Annotated in this window: 15 protein-coding genes; 14 read left to right on the forward strand and 1 reads right to left on the reverse strand. The window is 43.5% G+C overall.

The features are described from left to right. Window positions 1-6 precede the first annotated feature (6 nt). The 13 genes from nuoE to FTT78_RS11600 all read left to right on the forward strand — a co-directional run bounded on the left by nuoE (window position 7) and on the right by FTT78_RS11600 (window position 13,765). Window positions 7-516: an NADH-quinone oxidoreductase subunit NuoE gene (nuoE, locus tag FTT78_RS11540; RefSeq protein WP_004975451.1), complete on the forward strand. Its 510-nt coding sequence runs from the start codon at window positions 7-9 to the stop codon at window positions 514-516. After that, complete coding sequence (nuoF, locus tag FTT78_RS11545) at window positions 513-1,850, forward strand: NADH-quinone oxidoreductase subunit NuoF (RefSeq protein WP_004975453.1); 1,338 nt, start codon at window positions 513-515, stop codon at window positions 1,848-1,850. The genes nuoE and nuoF overlap by 4 nt, the downstream gene beginning before the upstream one ends. 11 nt (window positions 1,851-1,861) lie before the next feature. Beyond that, window positions 1,862-4,546 (forward strand): NADH-quinone oxidoreductase subunit NuoG, encoded by a 2,685-nt coding sequence (gene nuoG, locus FTT78_RS11550; RefSeq protein ID WP_131261530.1) that lies wholly within the window; start codon window positions 1,862-1,864, stop codon window positions 4,544-4,546. Between the two features lie 3 nt (window positions 4,547-4,549). Continuing rightward, entirely contained in the window at window positions 4,550-5,569 is a 1,020-nt protein-coding gene (nuoH, locus tag FTT78_RS11555) for an NADH-quinone oxidoreductase subunit NuoH (protein WP_004975457.1), read from the forward strand. An 18-nt stretch (window positions 5,570-5,587) separates the two neighbouring features. Next, window positions 5,588-6,130 carry an NADH-quinone oxidoreductase subunit NuoI gene (gene nuoI / locus FTT78_RS11560; RefSeq protein WP_004975460.1) on the forward strand — a complete coding sequence of 181 codons (543 nt, stop codon included), beginning with the start codon at window positions 5,588-5,590 and terminating at the stop codon, window positions 6,128-6,130. Beyond that, on the forward strand, window positions 6,130-6,648 hold the full coding sequence (nuoJ, locus tag FTT78_RS11565) for an NADH-quinone oxidoreductase subunit J (RefSeq protein ID WP_171062597.1): 519 nt from the start codon (window positions 6,130-6,132) through the stop codon (window positions 6,646-6,648). Before nuoI ends, nuoJ begins: the two co-directional genes overlap by 1 nt. Then, window positions 6,648-6,956, forward strand: coding sequence for an NADH-quinone oxidoreductase subunit NuoK (gene nuoK, locus FTT78_RS11570; RefSeq protein WP_004975463.1), 309 nt, complete (start codon window positions 6,648-6,650; stop codon window positions 6,954-6,956). Before nuoJ ends, nuoK begins: the two co-directional genes overlap by 1 nt. After that, window positions 6,953-8,848, forward strand: a complete 1,896-nt coding sequence (nuoL, locus tag FTT78_RS11575) for an NADH-quinone oxidoreductase subunit L (RefSeq protein WP_131261529.1) — start codon at window positions 6,953-6,955, stop codon at window positions 8,846-8,848. Before nuoK ends, nuoL begins: the two co-directional genes overlap by 4 nt. A 1-nt stretch (window position 8,849) precedes the next feature. After that, window positions 8,850-10,463, forward strand: coding sequence for an NADH-quinone oxidoreductase subunit M (nuoM, locus tag FTT78_RS11580; RefSeq protein ID WP_004975471.1), 1,614 nt, complete (start codon window positions 8,850-8,852; stop codon window positions 10,461-10,463). Window positions 10,464-10,466: 3 nt separating this feature from the next. Next, the gene (gene nuoN / locus FTT78_RS11585) at window positions 10,467-11,960 is read left to right on the forward strand and encodes an NADH-quinone oxidoreductase subunit NuoN (RefSeq protein ID WP_180044322.1); all 1,494 of its coding nucleotides are present in this window, start codon (window positions 10,467-10,469) and stop codon (window positions 11,958-11,960) included. Window positions 11,961-12,086: 126 nt separating this feature from the next. Next, window positions 12,087-12,722, forward strand: coding sequence for a uracil phosphoribosyltransferase (gene upp / locus FTT78_RS11590; RefSeq protein ID WP_004975475.1), 636 nt, complete (start codon window positions 12,087-12,089; stop codon window positions 12,720-12,722). Window positions 12,723-12,803: 81 nt separating this feature from the next. Beyond that, complete coding sequence (locus FTT78_RS11595; RefSeq protein ID WP_004975478.1) at window positions 12,804-13,097, forward strand: cold-shock protein; 294 nt, start codon at window positions 12,804-12,806, stop codon at window positions 13,095-13,097. Between the two features lie 86 nt (window positions 13,098-13,183). Continuing rightward, window positions 13,184-13,765, forward strand: a complete 582-nt coding sequence (locus FTT78_RS11600) for a cold shock domain-containing protein (RefSeq protein WP_096901807.1) — start codon at window positions 13,184-13,186, stop codon at window positions 13,763-13,765. A gap of 34 nt (window positions 13,766-13,799) precedes the next feature. Here FTT78_RS11600 and gigC read toward each other — a convergent pair whose 3' ends face one another. Further along, entirely contained in the window at window positions 13,800-14,681 is an 882-nt protein-coding gene (gene gigC / locus FTT78_RS11605; RefSeq protein ID WP_004975482.1) for a LysR family transcriptional regulator GigC, read from the reverse strand. 84 nt (window positions 14,682-14,765) lie between these two features. Between gigC and FTT78_RS11610 the strand changes: the two genes are divergently transcribed. After that, window positions 14,766-15,527 (forward strand): ferredoxin--NADP reductase, encoded by a 762-nt coding sequence (locus FTT78_RS11610; protein ID WP_180044323.1) that lies wholly within the window; start codon window positions 14,766-14,768, stop codon window positions 15,525-15,527.

Here is a 15,527-nt window from a genome sequence, read left to right on the forward strand (position 1 = left end):
CGCATTATGATGATTTTGACTGATAAAAAGCCACGTGTGAATGTTGAAGGGATTTTGACTGCGGAAGAAATCCATGAAATTGAACATCACATTGGTCATTATCCGTACCCACGTGCAGCATCTTTAGATGCCTTGAAGTGTGTACAGCGCCGTAATGGCTGGGTAGATGATGCGCAGTTAAATGCGATTGCACAGCTTCTAACCATCAGCGTTGCTGATTTAGAAGGTGTCGCAACATTCTATAACCGTATTTATCGCCAGCCTGTAGGTCGTCACGTGATTTTATTGTGTGACTCGATTGCATGCTTTTTGATGGGTGCAGAAACACTTGCAGAAGCATTCCAGCGTGAATTAGGCATTCAGTTTGGTCAAACGACTGCAGATGGTCGTTTCACGTTATTGCCAATTTGCTGTTTAGGAAATTGCGATAAGGGTCCAACCTTGATGATTGATGAAGATACTCACGGTTTAGTTGAGGTGACATCGGTGCAACAGTTATTGGAGAAGTATGTATGAATACCGAACCAAGACCAATTTATGGTGACGGTAACCCAGAAACGCATCCATTAACTTGGCGTTTAAGCAAGCAAGAGCACGTGCGTAATGCAGATGATTACGAAGCACTAGAAGGCTATGCAGGCTTTAAGAAAGCGATTTCTATGCCGCCTAAAGATGTGCTTGAAGTCATTAAAGCTGCGACAGTGAAAGGTCGTGGTGGTGCAGGCTTCCCAGCAGGGATCAAATGGTCACTGATGGCGCCAAACGACAATTCAGGTCCACGTTACCTGATTTGTAATGCCGATGAGATGGAACCGGGTACTTTCAAAGACCGTTTGTTGATGGAAAAACTTCCACACCAACTGATTGAAGGTATGCTGATTGCTGCGTACACGCTTGAAGCTACCCACGGCTATATCTTTATTCGTGGCGAATACATCGAAGCTGCACAGTACTTAAATGAAGCGATTGAGCAAATTCGTGCCAAAGGTTATTTGGGCGAAAACATTTTAGGTACCAACTGGGGCTTTGAGCTATACGTGCATACAGGCGCAGGTCGTTATATCTGTGGTGAAGAAACCGCATTGATTAACTCGCTTGAAGGTCGCCGTGCTAACCCACGTACTAAACCACCATTCCCGCAAGTTGCAGGGGCATGGGGTCGTCCAACGATTGTCAACAACGTAGAAACCTATAACAACTTACCTGCAATCATGTTGCGTGGTGCAGAGTGGTATATCGGTTTATCTGCAGGTAAATCGAAAGACCCTGGCACAAAAATTTACGGTGCTTCTGGTAAGGTGAAATTCCCAGGTCTATGGGAGCTTCCATTTGGTACGACTGCACGTGAAGTAATTGAAGACTATGCGGGTGGCATGCGTGATGGCTTGAAGCTAAAAGCATGGTTACCGGGTGGTGCATCTACCGACTTCTTGGCAGCAGAACACATTGACTTGCCTATGGATGCAGAAAGCATCATGAAGGCAGGTTCACGTTTAGGCACGTGTTTGCTTATGGTGGTCGATGAAACCCAATGTATGGTTTCTGCAACCCGTAACTTAGAAGAATTCTTTGCGCGCGAATCATGTGGTTTCTGTACCCCATGTCGTGATGGTTTACCGTGGGCTGTAAAAGCACTCAAAGCAATTGAAAATGGCGAAGGGAAAGAAGAAGACATTCAACATCTTCAAGAACTCACCAAAAAATTGTGGATTGGTAAGACCTTCTGTGCTCACGCACCAGGTGCGATGGAGCCATTAATGGGCGCACTCAAATATTTCCGTGGCGAGTTTGAAGCAAAAGTGGCAAATAGCCGTCCTGCTGCTCAAGCTAGCAACGTAGAACAAGCTTAAGGAATTCGACTATGGCTACAATTCATGTCGATGGAAAATCGTACGAAGTCAATGGCTCGGAAAACTTGCTGCAAGCATGTTTGAGCCTTGGGATCGACATTCCGTACTTTTGTTGGCATCCATCCTTAGGTTCTGTCGGTTCTTGCCGTCAATGTGCCGTGACCCAATATGCGAACCCTGAAGATACTCGTGGTCGCTTGGTGATGTCATGTATGACACCTGCTGCTGACAATACCTATATCTCGATTGAAGACAAGGAAGCAACTGAGTTCCGTGCTTCAATTGTAGAGTTCTTGATGACCAACCACCCACACGACTGTCCAGTCTGTGAAGAAGGTGGTCACTGTCATTTACAAGATATGACTGTAATGACACAGCACGATCGTCGTCGTTACCGCTTTACTAAACGTACTCACTATAACCAAGAGCTTGGTTCGTTCATCGCGCATGAAATGAACCGTTGTATCGCGTGTTATCGTTGCGTGCGTTACTACAAAGACTATGCAGGCGGTACAGACTTTGGTGTCTATGCCAACGCATCACGTGTTTACTTTGGTCGTCCTGAATCGGGTACTTTGGAATCTGAATTCTCAGGTAACTTGACTGAAGTCTGTCCAACAGGTGTATTCACCGACAAAACTCACTCTGCGCGTTATAACCGTAAGTGGGACATGCAGTATGCGCCTAGCGTATGCCAAGGCTGTTCTTCAGGTTGTAACATCTCTCCGGGTGAGCGTTATGGCGAATTGCGTCGTGTAGAAAACCGCTTTAACGGTGAAGTCAACCAATACTTCCTATGCGATAAAGGTCGATTCGGTACAGGTTATGTGAACCGTGAAGATCGTCCACGTCAGCCTCAGTTCCGTAACGGTGCGAGCGTAGAAACCGTTTCTGTAGATGCTGCACTTGATACGATTATTGCCAAAGTTCAAGGCAAAAAAGTTTTGGGTATTGGTTCACCGCGTGCATCGCTTGAATCAAACTTTGCTTTGCGTGAGTTGGTTGGCCAAGACAACTACTCAACAGGTTTATCGCAAAAAGAGCAAAACTTGGTTGAACTTGCAGCTTCAATCATGCAAACCGAAGGGATTTACAACCCGGGTATGCGTGAAATTGAAGACTACGATGCTGTGTTAATTTTGGGTGAAGATTTAACCCAAACTGCACCACGTATGGCGTTGTCTGTTCGTCAAGCGGCGAAAAACAAAGCCAAAGAAATGGCGGCAGAGCGTCGTACGCCAGATTGGTTGGCTGAACCTGTGCAACGTATTGCGCAAGATGCAAAATCACCAATTTACATTTTGGCTGCAACGCAAACTCGTTTAGCTGATGTCGCAACAGGTGAAGTGGTTGCTTCTCCAAATGATATCGCACGTTTAGGTTTTGCCATTGCTGCTGCGGTTGCAGGTGACGTGATCACAGGTTTAGATGACGATGCGAAAGCATTTGCACAAACCATTGCTGACACGTTAAAAGCTGCGAAAAAACCATTGGTGATTTCAGGTACAAGCTTACTAGACGCTGCCATTATGGAAGCGGCTGCACAAGTGGCACAAAACTTGGGTGAAAACGCAGGTTTAAGCTTAACTGTGCCAGAAGTGAACTCAATGGGCTTGGCTATATTTGGTGGGCAAAGCTTAGAGCAAGCATTTGCACAAGATTATGATGCTGTGATTGTGGTTGAAAATGACTTATATCGTCGTTTACCTGCAGTACAAGTCGATGCAGCTTTAGCGAAAGCACAAGATGTCATCGTGCTAGATCATGCTGAAACCGCAACTGTGCAAAAAGCCAATATCGTACTTTCTGCAGCAAGCTTCGCGGAAGGTGATGGTACGGTGGTGAGTCAGGAAGGTCGTGCACAACGCTTCTTCCAAGTTTATGACCCAAGCTACTACAAACCTGAATTGGCGATTAAAGAATCTTGGCGCTGGTTACACGCACTTGAAACAGGCTTAAAAGGCAAAGCAATTGCTTGGACTGTTTTAGATGACGTGATTGAATCTGTAGTGAAGAATGTTCCAGCACTTGAAGCAATTCAAGATGTTGCACCAGATGCAGGTTTCCGTGTACATGGCTTAAAAGTTGCGCGTGAACCACGTCGTTACTCAGGTCGTACCGCTATGCGTGCACCGTTATCCATTCACGAACCAAAACAACCTGTCGATGTAGATTCAGCATTAACATTCTCTATGGAAGGTTATGTGGGTAATCAAACGCCAGCGGCACTTGTACCATTTGCTTGGTCTGCAGGTTGGAACTCGCCACAAGCTTGGAACAAATTCCAAGACAACGTGGGTGGTCACTTAAAAGGTGGTGACGCAGGTATTCGTTTATTCGACCGTTTGGCGAAACGTCCTGCACGTAGCTATGTTGCACCTGCACCAGTACTTGCAAATCCAGACAGCTTCCGTTTAATTCCAATGCATCACATTTTTGCATCGGGGGAATTTACGGTGAAAACTCCTGCAATGGAATCACGTATTCCTGAAGCAGTATTTGCTGTAGGTACGCAGGATGCGCAGCGTTTGAATCTACAAGATGGTCAAACAATTACTGTACAAGCAGGCGAAACATCTATCGTGTTGCCAGTACAAGTGATTGAATATTTACCTACAGGTTATATTGGCTACCCAATTGGTCTTGCACCAACGGTATCTCTTGCAGAGCCTGTTTCAGTCGCGGTAGGAGTGTAATTCATGCAACAAGAATTAATCCGTCAGACGCCGCTGTGGGCTGAGAACTGGCCAATTGCCTATTCAGTCATTCAAGCGATTGTCATCTTACTGGTTGTGGTATTGATTGCTGCACTCATGTCTTTTATTGAGCGTCGTTTACTGGGCTTATGGCAAGACCGTTATGGTCCTAACCGTGTAGGTCCAGGCGGTATGTTCCAGATTGTTGCCGACATGCTGAAAATCATGTTCAAAGAAGACTGGACACCAAAATTTGCCGACAAACTTACGTTCCGTATGGCACCAGCAGTTGCAATGGCAACTGCGGTACTGTCGTTCATGGTTATTCCTGTATCACCTTATTTAGGTGTGGCAGACATGAGCATTGGCCTGTTGTTCTTTATGGCAATGGCAGGTATCGCAGTGTATGCGGTGTTATTTGGTGGTTGGTCATCAAACAACAAATACGCATTGCTTGGTGGTTTACGTTCAGCCGCTCAAACCATTTCTTATGAAGTGTTCTTGGGTATTTCACTCATGGGTGTGGTTGCTATTGCAGGCTCATTCAACATGCGTGAAATTGTTGAAGCGCAACGTGATGTTTGGTTTGTGATTCCACAATTCTTAGGTTTCTTGATTTTCGTGGTTGCAGGCGTTGCGGTAACTCACCGTCACCCATTTGACCAACCAGAAGCAGAACAAGAATTGGCTGAAGGTTATCACGTCGAATATGGCGGTATGAAGTGGGGGATGTTCTTCGTTGCAGAATATGTCAACGTGGTACTGATCTCTGCGCTTATCGTGACTCTATTCTTCGGTGGATGGCTAGCGCCGTTTAACCTTGAAATTCCATTCATTCCAGCAGCTTTCTGGTTCATTATCAAAACAGCATTCTTTGTGATGATGTTTGTCTTGGCTCGTGGTTCTTTAATGCGTCCACGTTATGACCAAGTGATGAATTTTGGTTGGAAAATTTGCTTGCCATTGGCGCTTGTTAACCTTTTGGTAACTGGTGCTGTGATTCTTATGAATCATTCGGCCTAAGACAGCAGGGAGAACAATATGTTTAAGTTTCTAGCTGGGTTTGGGTCAATTGTACGTTCACTGTGGATGGTTTTCTCACACGTGACACGTAAACGTGACACCATTTTGTATCCGGAAGTGCCAGCCGAAGAAATTGTACCTCCACGCTTCCGTGGTCGTATTGTGTTAACACGCGATCCAGATGGCGAAGAGCGTTGTGTAGCATGTAACCTCTGTGCAGTTGCCTGTCCAGTTGGTTGTATTTCACTGCAAAAAGCAGAACAGGAAGATGGTCGTTGGTACCCAGAGTTTTTCCGTATCAACTTCTCACGCTGTATTTTCTGCGGTATGTGTGAAGAAGCATGCCCAACGACTGCAATTCAGTTAACACCTGACTTCGAGTTAGGTGAATATGTGCGTCAAGACTTGGTGTATGAGAAAGAACACTTACTCATTTCAGGTCCTGGTAAATATCCTGACTACAACTTCTACCGTGTAACGGGTATGGCTGTTACAGGTAAAGACAAAGGTCAAGCGCAACGTGAAAGCGCACCTATTGATGTACGGAGTCTATTACCATGATGTGGCCGTTTTACTTGATGGCACTCGTGGCCATTGTTTCTACGGTTCGTGTAGTGACTAACGCGAACCCAGTACATGCTTTATTAAGCTTGATCGTGTCATTACTTGCGGTTGCAGGCATGTTCATGATCGTGGGTGCACCATTTGCTGGTGCCTTGGAAATCATTGTTTATGCGGGTGCGATCATGGTCTTGTTCGTATTCGTGGTGATGATGCTCAACCTTGGTCAGCAAACTGTTGAGCAAGAGCGTAAATGGTTGACTTCATCAACTTGGGCATACCCAGCTTTGATGAGCTTCCTAATTGGTTTGGTTTTAGTGTGGTCATTAAGCTCAGACTACACTGCACCAAGCGCGCTTATGGGCACCGAAATGGTGGGTCCAAAAGCAGTGGGTCAAGCACTCTTTACTCAGTACTTATTGTTGGTTGAAGTTGCCGCAATGTTATTACTTGCAGCTTTGGTTGCAGGCTTCCACATCGGTAAACGTGAACCAAGTGCAGAAGAGGAAAAAGAATAATGGGCAACATCCCTTTAGAACATGGTTTGATTGTCGCGACCATTCTTTTTGCACTCGGTTTTTACGGTGTGATGGTGCGACGCAACCTACTATTTATTTTAATGGGCCTTGAAATCATGATGAACGCTGCGGCATTGGCGTTTGTCTTGGCTGGTAGTGCATGGGTACAACCAGATGGTCAGATCATGTTTATCCTGATCTTGACACTTGCTGCGGCAGAGGCGTGTATCGGTCTTGCGATCGTCCTTCAGTTCTATCATCGCTTCCATCATTTGGATGTGGATGCTGCTAGTGAGATGCGCGGATGAGTTATTTATATCTAACAGTATTGTTTCCGCTCATTGGTTTTATCCTTTTAGCGGCAGGGCGTAACAACTTACCTGAAAAAGTTGCTGCGATTATTGGCGTAGGTTCAGTGGGTCTGTCTGCATTATTTGCGCTAATTGCAGGCATGGACTTTGTGAACAACGGTTCGGTTGCAACGACTCAACATTTATGGACTTGGTTCAATGTGGGTGGTTTTGCACCTGCGTTTAGCTTGCACTTAGACGGTTTATCTTTGCTCATGCTGGGCATGATTACAGGCGTGGGTTTCTTAATTCACATCTTTGCATCATGGTATATGCGTGGTGAAGAAGACTTTGCACGTTTCTTCTCTTACTTCAACTTGTTCGTTGCGAGCATGTTGTTGTTGGTACTTGGCGATAACTTGGCGTTATTGTTCCTAGGTTGGGAAGGTGTAGGTTTGTGCTCTTACTTGCTGATTGGTTATTACTACCAAAACCCTGCAAACGGTTTTGCAGCAATCAAAGCATTTACCGTAACACGTGTGGGTGACGTTTTCCTACTGATCGCGTTGTTCTTGTTGTATCAACAATTTGGTACGTTGAACACACAATACATCGTAGAAAATGCAGCCAATGTAATGACTCAAAGCTCGTCGATCACCATTTGGACAGCGTTAATGTTGTTCTTGGGTGCTGCGGGTAAATCTGCACAAATTCCGTTGCAAACTTGGTTAGCCGATGCGATGGCAGGTCCTACACCTGTATCTGCATTAATCCACGCTGCAACCATGGTAACTGCGGGTGTTTACTTATGCTGCCGTATGTTCAGCGTATTTGAACTTGCACCTGAAGTGATGTTATTCATTTCAATTACAGGTGCTGTGACCTTGCTAGTTGCTGGTTTTGCAGCATTGGTTCAAACCGACATCAAACGTATTTTGGCTTACTCAACTATGAGTCAGCTGGGTTATATGTTTATGGCAGTTGGTGCAGAAGCATACCAAGCGGGTCTATTCCACATGTTAACTCACGCATTCTTCAAGGCATTATTATTCTTGTCTTCTGGTGCGGTGATTTTGGCTTACCATCACGAACAAAACATTTTCAAAATGGGTGGCTTGTTCTACAAGAACAAATTCCTATTTGCATGTTTCGCAATTGGTGGCGGTGCATTGGCAGCGATTCCATTCTTGACCATTGGTTTCTTCTCAAAAGACGCTATTTTGGCAGCAGTTTGGACGCAAAGTCATATCGCAGGTATTCCGCTATATAACACCTTATATTGGGTGGGTGTAGCAGGTGCATTCTTAACGTCAATTTATACATTCCGCTTAATTTGGGTTGTATTCTTTGGTAAAGAAAACACACCGTATCACGAGATCAAAGGCGCAACTTACTGGTTCCCATTGGCAGTGCTTGCAGTACTTTCAACTGGTTTAGCGATTGTATTAAAAGCGCCAGTGATGAGCATTCTTGATGCTGCAAAAATCCCAGCATTTGTGATTCCTGAAGCATTAGAAGCAGGTGCACATGGTGCAGAGTATGTTGCAATTGGCGTGGCTTTGGCTGGTTTAGCTGTAGGCGTGGTGTTATTTGCCTTTGCTTACAACGCTGTAAAAGGTTTCGCGCAAACTTCATTGGGTGCGGGTCTTGCCAATATTTGCCGTAATGCACTTGGTTTCGATGCGTTGTATGACATCGTATTTGTAAAACCATACTTGCTGATTGCCAAACTATTAGGTCGTGATCCAGTGGATGGTATGTGGTTAGTACTGCCTGCACTGGTGAAAGGTGGTCATAGCTTCACAAGTTCACGTCAAACTGGTTCATTACGTGAGTACGCATCGAGTATGGCACTTGGTGTGGTGGTCTTACTAATGATCTTGATCGTGATTCAGGTCGTGGGGAAATAAGATGGATACTCCAAACAATTTAATTCTACCCGCGCTGATCCTTGTTCCGTTCATTGCAGGTTTTATTTGCTGGTTGGTCGATAAACTCGACGATAAATTACCGCGTTACATTGCTTTAGTGGGCATGCTCGTTACTTTGGGCTTAACTGTCGCATTGTGGCAAGGTGCTAGCTATAACTATGAATTAGGCGCTCAAGTTCCAACTTGGTCGGCTGAATTTATGTTGCCTTGGATTCAAACCCTAGGCATCAACATTCACTTAGCGGTGGATGGCTTATCTTTACTCATGGTGGGTTTAACCGCATTACTGGGTATTTTAGCGGTAGGCTGTTCATTTGGTGAGATTCAAAAGAACGTCGGTTTCTTCCACCTTAACCTTTTATGGTCTTTGGGTGGGGTAATTGGTGTATTCCTTGCGATTGACTTGTTCCTGTTCTTCTTCTTCTGGGAGATGATGCTTGTACCAATCTACTTCCTGATTGCGTTATGGGGTCATAAAGGTTCAAATGGTCGTTCACGTGTTTACGCTGCAACCAAATTCTTTATCTATACGCAAGTTGCTGGTTTAATCATGTTGATTGGTATCTTAGGTCTAGTGATCTACGGATACATGATGTCAGGTACAATTTCATTCAACTACAACTATTTATTGGCTGTAGCGAATACACTTGACGCACAATTACCAGCAGTCGCTTATGCCTTCATGATCTGTTTATTCATCGGTTTTGCGGTAAAACTTCCAGTTTTCCCATTACACGGTTGGTTACCAGATGCACACGCACAAGCGCCTACAGCGGGTTCTGTCGACCTTGCAGGTATTTTGATTAAAACTGCGGCATACGGTTTATTACGTTTCGTGATTCCATTCTTCCCAGCGGCTTCTGCTCAGTTTGCAGACATCGCCATTATTTTGGGTTTAATTGGTGTGTTCTACGGCGCGTGGTGTGCTTTCCAGCAAACCGATATGAAGCGTTTACTTGCCTATACCTCAATTTCGCACATGGGCTTCGTATTACTTGCAATTTATGCAGGTAATATCCTGACTTACCAAGGCTTAATGATCATGATGTTGGCACATGGCTTGTCATCTGCTGCATTGTTCATTATGTGTGGTCAAATTTACGAGCGCGTACATACACGTGACATGCGTTTAATGGGCGGTATTCGTGGTCAATTCCAATACCTTTCATTCTTCCTCATGTTCTTTGTGGCTGCGTTAGTCGGTATTCCTGGTTTAGGTAACTTTATTGGTGAATTCCTGATTTTAATGGGTTCATTTGAACAGTTCCCAGCCTTCACAATTATTGCGGCAATCAGCTTAGTTTTTGCAGGTGTTTACGGTTTAATCCTGATTCACAAAGCTTTGTTTGGTGTACCAAATGAAGAGCAAAAACAGCACTATGCAAATCCGTTAAAAGATTTAAATGCACGTGAAGTTGTGATTCTTTCAATTTGTGCGCTGGGTCTAGTATGGCTTGGTCTGTATCCACAAACCTTCCTTGATATTTCAAATTCAAGTATGGCGTGGTTAGCAAATAGCTACATCCCAGTTCAAGAAGTAGTTGAAGTTACGCAAGAAGTAACAGCTCAACTCGAAAATGTGGAGATCCAATAAGCCATGAACTTCACAATGTCATTTTCTGAGCTTATGCCTTTAGCTCCTGTGATGATCGTGGCTTTAACTGCGATTGTCGTGATGATCCTTACTGCAATTAAGCGTAACCATAACTTAATTGCTACAGCATCAGTGGTGGGCTTGAACCTCGCTGCGGCTTACCTTTTACTCATGATGTTTGGTGGGAACTTTGCTCCTGCCAGCGTGATGGGCATGTTTATGATTGATCCGTTCACCTTGTTATATCAACTGGTGATTCTGATCGCAGCATTGGCATGTTCTACTTTGTCTCATGCTTATATTGAGACCTATAAAGACAACCGCGAAGAACTTTACATCTTGATGTTATGTTCTGTAGCGGGTGCTATGTTGATGGTGTCAAGTTCGCACTATGCATCGTTCTTCATTAGCCTTGAGTTAATGTCAATTCCTGTTTATGGCTTATTGGCATATACCCACCAGCGTTCTAAATCTTTAGAAGCGGGTGTGAAGTACTTAGTATTGTCTGCAACTGCATCAGCAATGTTGCTTATGGGTATGGCGTACATTTATGCGTACACAGGTTCATTGTCGTTCTATGACTCTGTTCAAGCATTAATGCAAAACATCCAGCAACCTTTGGTAATTTTAGGTTTAGGCTTAATTGTCTTTGCTGTGGCATTTAAACTGTCTTTGGCGCCATTCCACAAATGGACACCAGACGTTTATGACGGTGCGCCTGCACCAATCGCAACCTTCCTTGCGACTGCAGCGAAAGTAGCAACCATTGGTTTGTTCGTGCGTTACATTTTGGGTTCAGGGGCAATCCTGATCGACTCGATTGTAACTATCATGACCATTATTGCCGTGCTTTCAATTTTGGTGGGTAACTTCCTTGCTGTACGTCAAGTGAACTTGAAACGTATTTTGGCTTACTCATCAATTGCACACTTTGGTTATTTGTTGATTGGTTTGATCAGCATGACTTATGCAAGCTTGGGTAATGTCAGCGTTTATGTGATTACCTATGTCTTGACGACTATTGGCGCGTTTGGTGCAGTGGCATTAATGTCTAGCCCATACAACAACGTAGCAGAAGCTGAAAGTTTGGCTGACTACCGTGGTTTGTTCTGGCGTCGTCCAGTATTGACTGCTGTATTAACCGTGATGATGCTTTCTCTTGCAGGTATTCCATTAACTGCAGGCTTCATTGGTAAGTTCTTGGTGGTGATGGCTGCGGTAACGACTCAGCACTGGTTCTTAGCTGCGATGATCATCGTAGGTTCAGGTATTGGTTTGTACTACTACTTGCGCGTTATGGTGGTGATGTATATGACACCGCCAGATGAACCAAAAATGGACGCTGTTGATCATTGGGGTCAAAAAGTGGGCGGTATTATGGTATTGGCTGCAGCTTTAGCGGTATTGGTGATTGGTGTTTATCCAGACCCAATTATCAAAATTGCACTTGAAGCTGAAATTTTGTCACCAATCCATTTCATGCTGTCACAGCAATAATTTGAAAGAAGTTTAACTTTCAGTCAAAAAGCCTTCATAAATTGAGGGCTTTTTGGTTTATATACACAATAAAAACAGCATATAATAAAATGATATTTGCTTTTCTTTCCTTTTAGGTGTTCTCCCGTGGCTATTCATGAAATCCGACATCCGCTTATTCGTCATAAATTAGGGCTATTACGTCGTGCTGATATCAGCACCAAAAACTTCCGTGAATTGGCACAAGAAGTCACCATGTTGCTGACTTATGAAGCGACCAAAGATTTGCCTATGGTCGAGCACGAAATTGCGGGTTGGAATGGTGCAGTCACTGTAGACCGTATTGCGGGTAAAAAAATTACGGTTGTGCCTATTTTACGTGCAGGTATTGGCATGTTAGATGGTTTCTTAAACTTGATTCCAAGTGCCAAAGTGTCTGTACTTGGCTTGGAACGTGATGAAGAAACTTTAGAAGCGCGTACGTACTACAAAAAATTAGTACCAGATGTACAAAACCGTATTGCGATGATTATTGACCCTATGCTTGCCACAGGTTCATCTTTAGTGGCAGCGATTGATTTGCTCAAAGCCAGTGGTTGTAAAGACATTCGTGTGATGGTTTTGGTTGCAGCGCCAGAAGGCATTCAACGTGTAGAAGCCGCGCATCCAGATGTGGTGATCTTTACTGCATCGGTAGATGAAGGTTTAAACCAAGATGGTTATATTGTGCCTGGCTTGGGTGATGCAGGCGATAAAATTTTTGGTTCAGTGCAAAAAGATTAAGCCGAATGTCGGTGAAAAAGAGGCATTAACTGCCTCTTTTTTATATACTCATATAAAGTGCAGCTCGTAAAAGGTTAAGCCATGAAATCTGAACAATATCAAGGGAAAATCAAACAATATAATGCCGAAAAAGGCTATGGATTTATTGCCGCACCTGAAGGTGAAGTGTTTTTCCATATCTCGGATTTTCCTGCGGCTGAAGGCGAGCCAAAGCGCAATGATCGCGTTAAATTTAATGTGGTTCAAAATGGTGATCGTTATAAAGCCATTAATATTGAACCTGTAGAAGATAAATCCAAAAAAGCAAAAAAAGCCAAAGCGGTTGCTGCGAATACGTCGATTACGTCTGCATTGTTATCAAACTTAAAGCGTTAGTTTTAAATGTTTTCATGCACAGAAAAGAGGCATTTTCGCCTCTTTTTTTGTACAATAATCAAAAATTAACGTGAAAAGAGTAATTTATGTTTTTAGAAGGGAAAATAAAAACTTATAACGAAGAACGAGGCTTTGGTTTTATTCAAATAGAAGGAGAGCCTAAAGATTTATTTTTTCATATTAAAGATTTTCCCAATAAAAATATTCCACTAAAAGTGGGAGAAAATCTAAAATTTCGTAAAGTAGAAGAAAATGGCAAGTTCAAAGCAGATAATATTGTCCGTCTAGATATTAAGGTTGCAGTCGAAAGGCATACACCTCAATCAAGGGCAATTCATACGACAAAGCAGAATCATAAAAGACAGCAGAAGTCTGAAAATAACTCATCCAATTTTGTTACTTATATTGGTATATTGATTATATTCGGCTTGGCTTATGCAGTATTTAATAAGTACCAAGCTTGGCAAAATAGTCAGCCTGAAGCTTTATCAGTACAAAAAGTAGTAGAAGTTCCTGTTGTTGAACAGAACTTTACTTGTGATGGGCGTGAGCACTGTAGTCAAATGACGTCTTACGAAGAAGCATTATTCTTTATACGAAATTGTCCAAATACTAAAATGGACGGTGATGGTGACGGCATACCGTGTGAGAGTCAGTTTAATCGCTAAAAAAAGAGTACCATCATCGGTACTCTTTTATAAACTATTTCGCGTCGCAAAACTTCATAAATGCCTTTAAGCCAGGCCCTTGGTATTTCTGACGATGCACCAACATGAATAACGGGCGCGTCAGTTGCCAGAAAGGTGTATCTAAAATCACCAATTGACCTTTTTCTAGTAAAGGTTCAATCGCCAATCGTGAAATACACGACATACCAATTCCACCTGCGACAATTTTTAAAATCGCTTCGTTATGACCCAAAGTTAAACGAATATTGGCATCAGGCAGGTCTTTTAAAATTGCATTGTCAAACACTTCACGGGTACCTGAACCTTCTTCACGTAAAATCCACTCGGCGTCTTCAAAATCTGCAATGCTTAAAGCACGGTTTAACTGCGCTAAAGGATGACTTGGTGCACAGCACACTGCAAGCTCATCATCACGCCAATGAATACATTGGAGTTGTGGCAAGTGACAAGAGCCTTCTATCAAGGCTAAATCTAGCTGAAACTGATTTACAGCTTCAATCATTTGGCGGGTATTGCCCACTTGTAATTGTAAATGCGCCTGTGGCTGAATTTGCAAAAAGTCTGCCATTAAATCAGGCATCAAATAGTCACTGATGGTGAGGGTTGCACCTAAACGCAAATCGATGCTTTGTAGTTCGCCTTTAGCAGCTTGCTCAAACGCTTCACAACGCCCCAAAATTTCTAAGGCTTGTGGCAATAAAAAACGACCCAAATCATTTAGTTGTAGACGCTTACCCAAACGGTCAAACAGTGGAGCACCCAAGCCATCTTCCAAATCTGCTAAGGCCATGCTTGCAGCACTTTGGGTGAGCTTAACGGCATCACTGGCTTTGGTTACTGTCCCTTCTTGGGCAACTGCTACAAAAACCGCCAACTGGCGTAAAGTCATGCGCATGAATCAAGCCTTAACATTTAAAAATATTCATAAATTACCCCAACATGCTAACATGAGCACAGTCTTTCATGCCACGCTCAAATCATGTCAATTGAAAAATTTACTTTAGAAAAAGTGCTTTCGGTTCATCGTTGGACCAACACCTTGTTTAGCTTCATTATGACCCGACCCGCGCATTTTAAATTTACTGCAGGGCAGTTTGCACGTATCGGGTTAAAAGTGGATGATGAATTGGTGGTACGTGCTTATTCGGTGGTGTCATCACCCTTTGATGAAACTTTAGAGTTTTTCTCAATTGTCGTGCCAGATGGTGCGTTTACTTCTAACTTGCAGTACCTTCAAGTGGGCGATGAGCTGTACTTGGAAAAAATCCCTTATGGTTTTTTGACCTTGGCGCGTTATCAATTGCCTGCCCCACACGATTTATGGTTACTGGCCACAGGTACAGGTCTTGCACCGTTTTTATCCATGCTGCAAGATTTTGAAACGTGGACAAAATATCAATATATCTATTTGGTTTATAGTGTGCGCACCGAAGCCGAATTAGCTTATGTCGATAAAATTCACGAAATTGCCGAAACTTTTGGCGAAGGGCATACAGGCTTTGAGTTTATCCCAATTATCACTCGCGACCCTCAAGCTGCTTTGCATGATCGTTTGCCTGTATTAATTGCGAATGGCGAACTGGAACAGGCTGCAGGCAGTGTACTCAACCCTGAAACTAGCCATGTGATGTTATGCGGTAACCCTGCCATGGTTGATGATACCAAAGAAGCCTTAAAAGCACGTGGTTTAACCATGAATCGCCGCGGGGAAGGTAATATTGCAGTTGAAAATTATTGGTGA

The organism is Acinetobacter sp. YH01011, assembly GCF_013420785.1.
Classification (GTDB): Bacteria; Pseudomonadota; Gammaproteobacteria; order Pseudomonadales; family Moraxellaceae; genus Acinetobacter; species Acinetobacter towneri.

Coding starts and splice junctions, on each gene's coding strand:
- nuoE (WP_004975451.1), top strand. CDS start 7: ATGATGATTTTGACTGATAAAAAGCCACGTGTGAATGTTGAAGGGATT.
- nuoF (WP_004975453.1), top strand. CDS start 513: ATGAATACCGAACCAAGACCAATTTATGGTGACGGTAACCCAGAAACG.
- nuoG (WP_131261530.1), top strand. CDS start 1,862: ATGGCTACAATTCATGTCGATGGAAAATCGTACGAAGTCAATGGCTCG.
- nuoH (WP_004975457.1), top strand. CDS start 4,550: ATGCAACAAGAATTAATCCGTCAGACGCCGCTGTGGGCTGAGAACTGG.
- nuoI (WP_004975460.1), top strand. CDS start 5,588: ATGTTTAAGTTTCTAGCTGGGTTTGGGTCAATTGTACGTTCACTGTGG.
- nuoJ (WP_171062597.1), top strand. CDS start 6,130: ATGTGGCCGTTTTACTTGATGGCACTCGTGGCCATTGTTTCTACGGTT.
- nuoK (WP_004975463.1), top strand. CDS start 6,648: ATGGGCAACATCCCTTTAGAACATGGTTTGATTGTCGCGACCATTCTT.
- nuoL (WP_131261529.1), top strand. CDS start 6,953: ATGAGTTATTTATATCTAACAGTATTGTTTCCGCTCATTGGTTTTATC.
- nuoM (WP_004975471.1), top strand. CDS start 8,850: ATGGATACTCCAAACAATTTAATTCTACCCGCGCTGATCCTTGTTCCG.
- nuoN (WP_180044322.1), top strand. CDS start 10,467: ATGAACTTCACAATGTCATTTTCTGAGCTTATGCCTTTAGCTCCTGTG.
- FTT78_RS11595 (WP_004975478.1), top strand. CDS start 12,804: ATGAAATCTGAACAATATCAAGGGAAAATCAAACAATATAATGCCGAA.
- FTT78_RS11600 (WP_096901807.1), top strand. CDS start 13,184: ATGTTTTTAGAAGGGAAAATAAAAACTTATAACGAAGAACGAGGCTTT.
- gigC (WP_004975482.1), bottom strand. CDS start 14,681: ATGCGCATGACTTTACGCCAGTTGGCGGTTTTTGTAGCAGTTGCCCAA.
- FTT78_RS11610 (WP_180044323.1), top strand. CDS start 14,766: ATGTCAATTGAAAAATTTACTTTAGAAAAAGTGCTTTCGGTTCATCGT.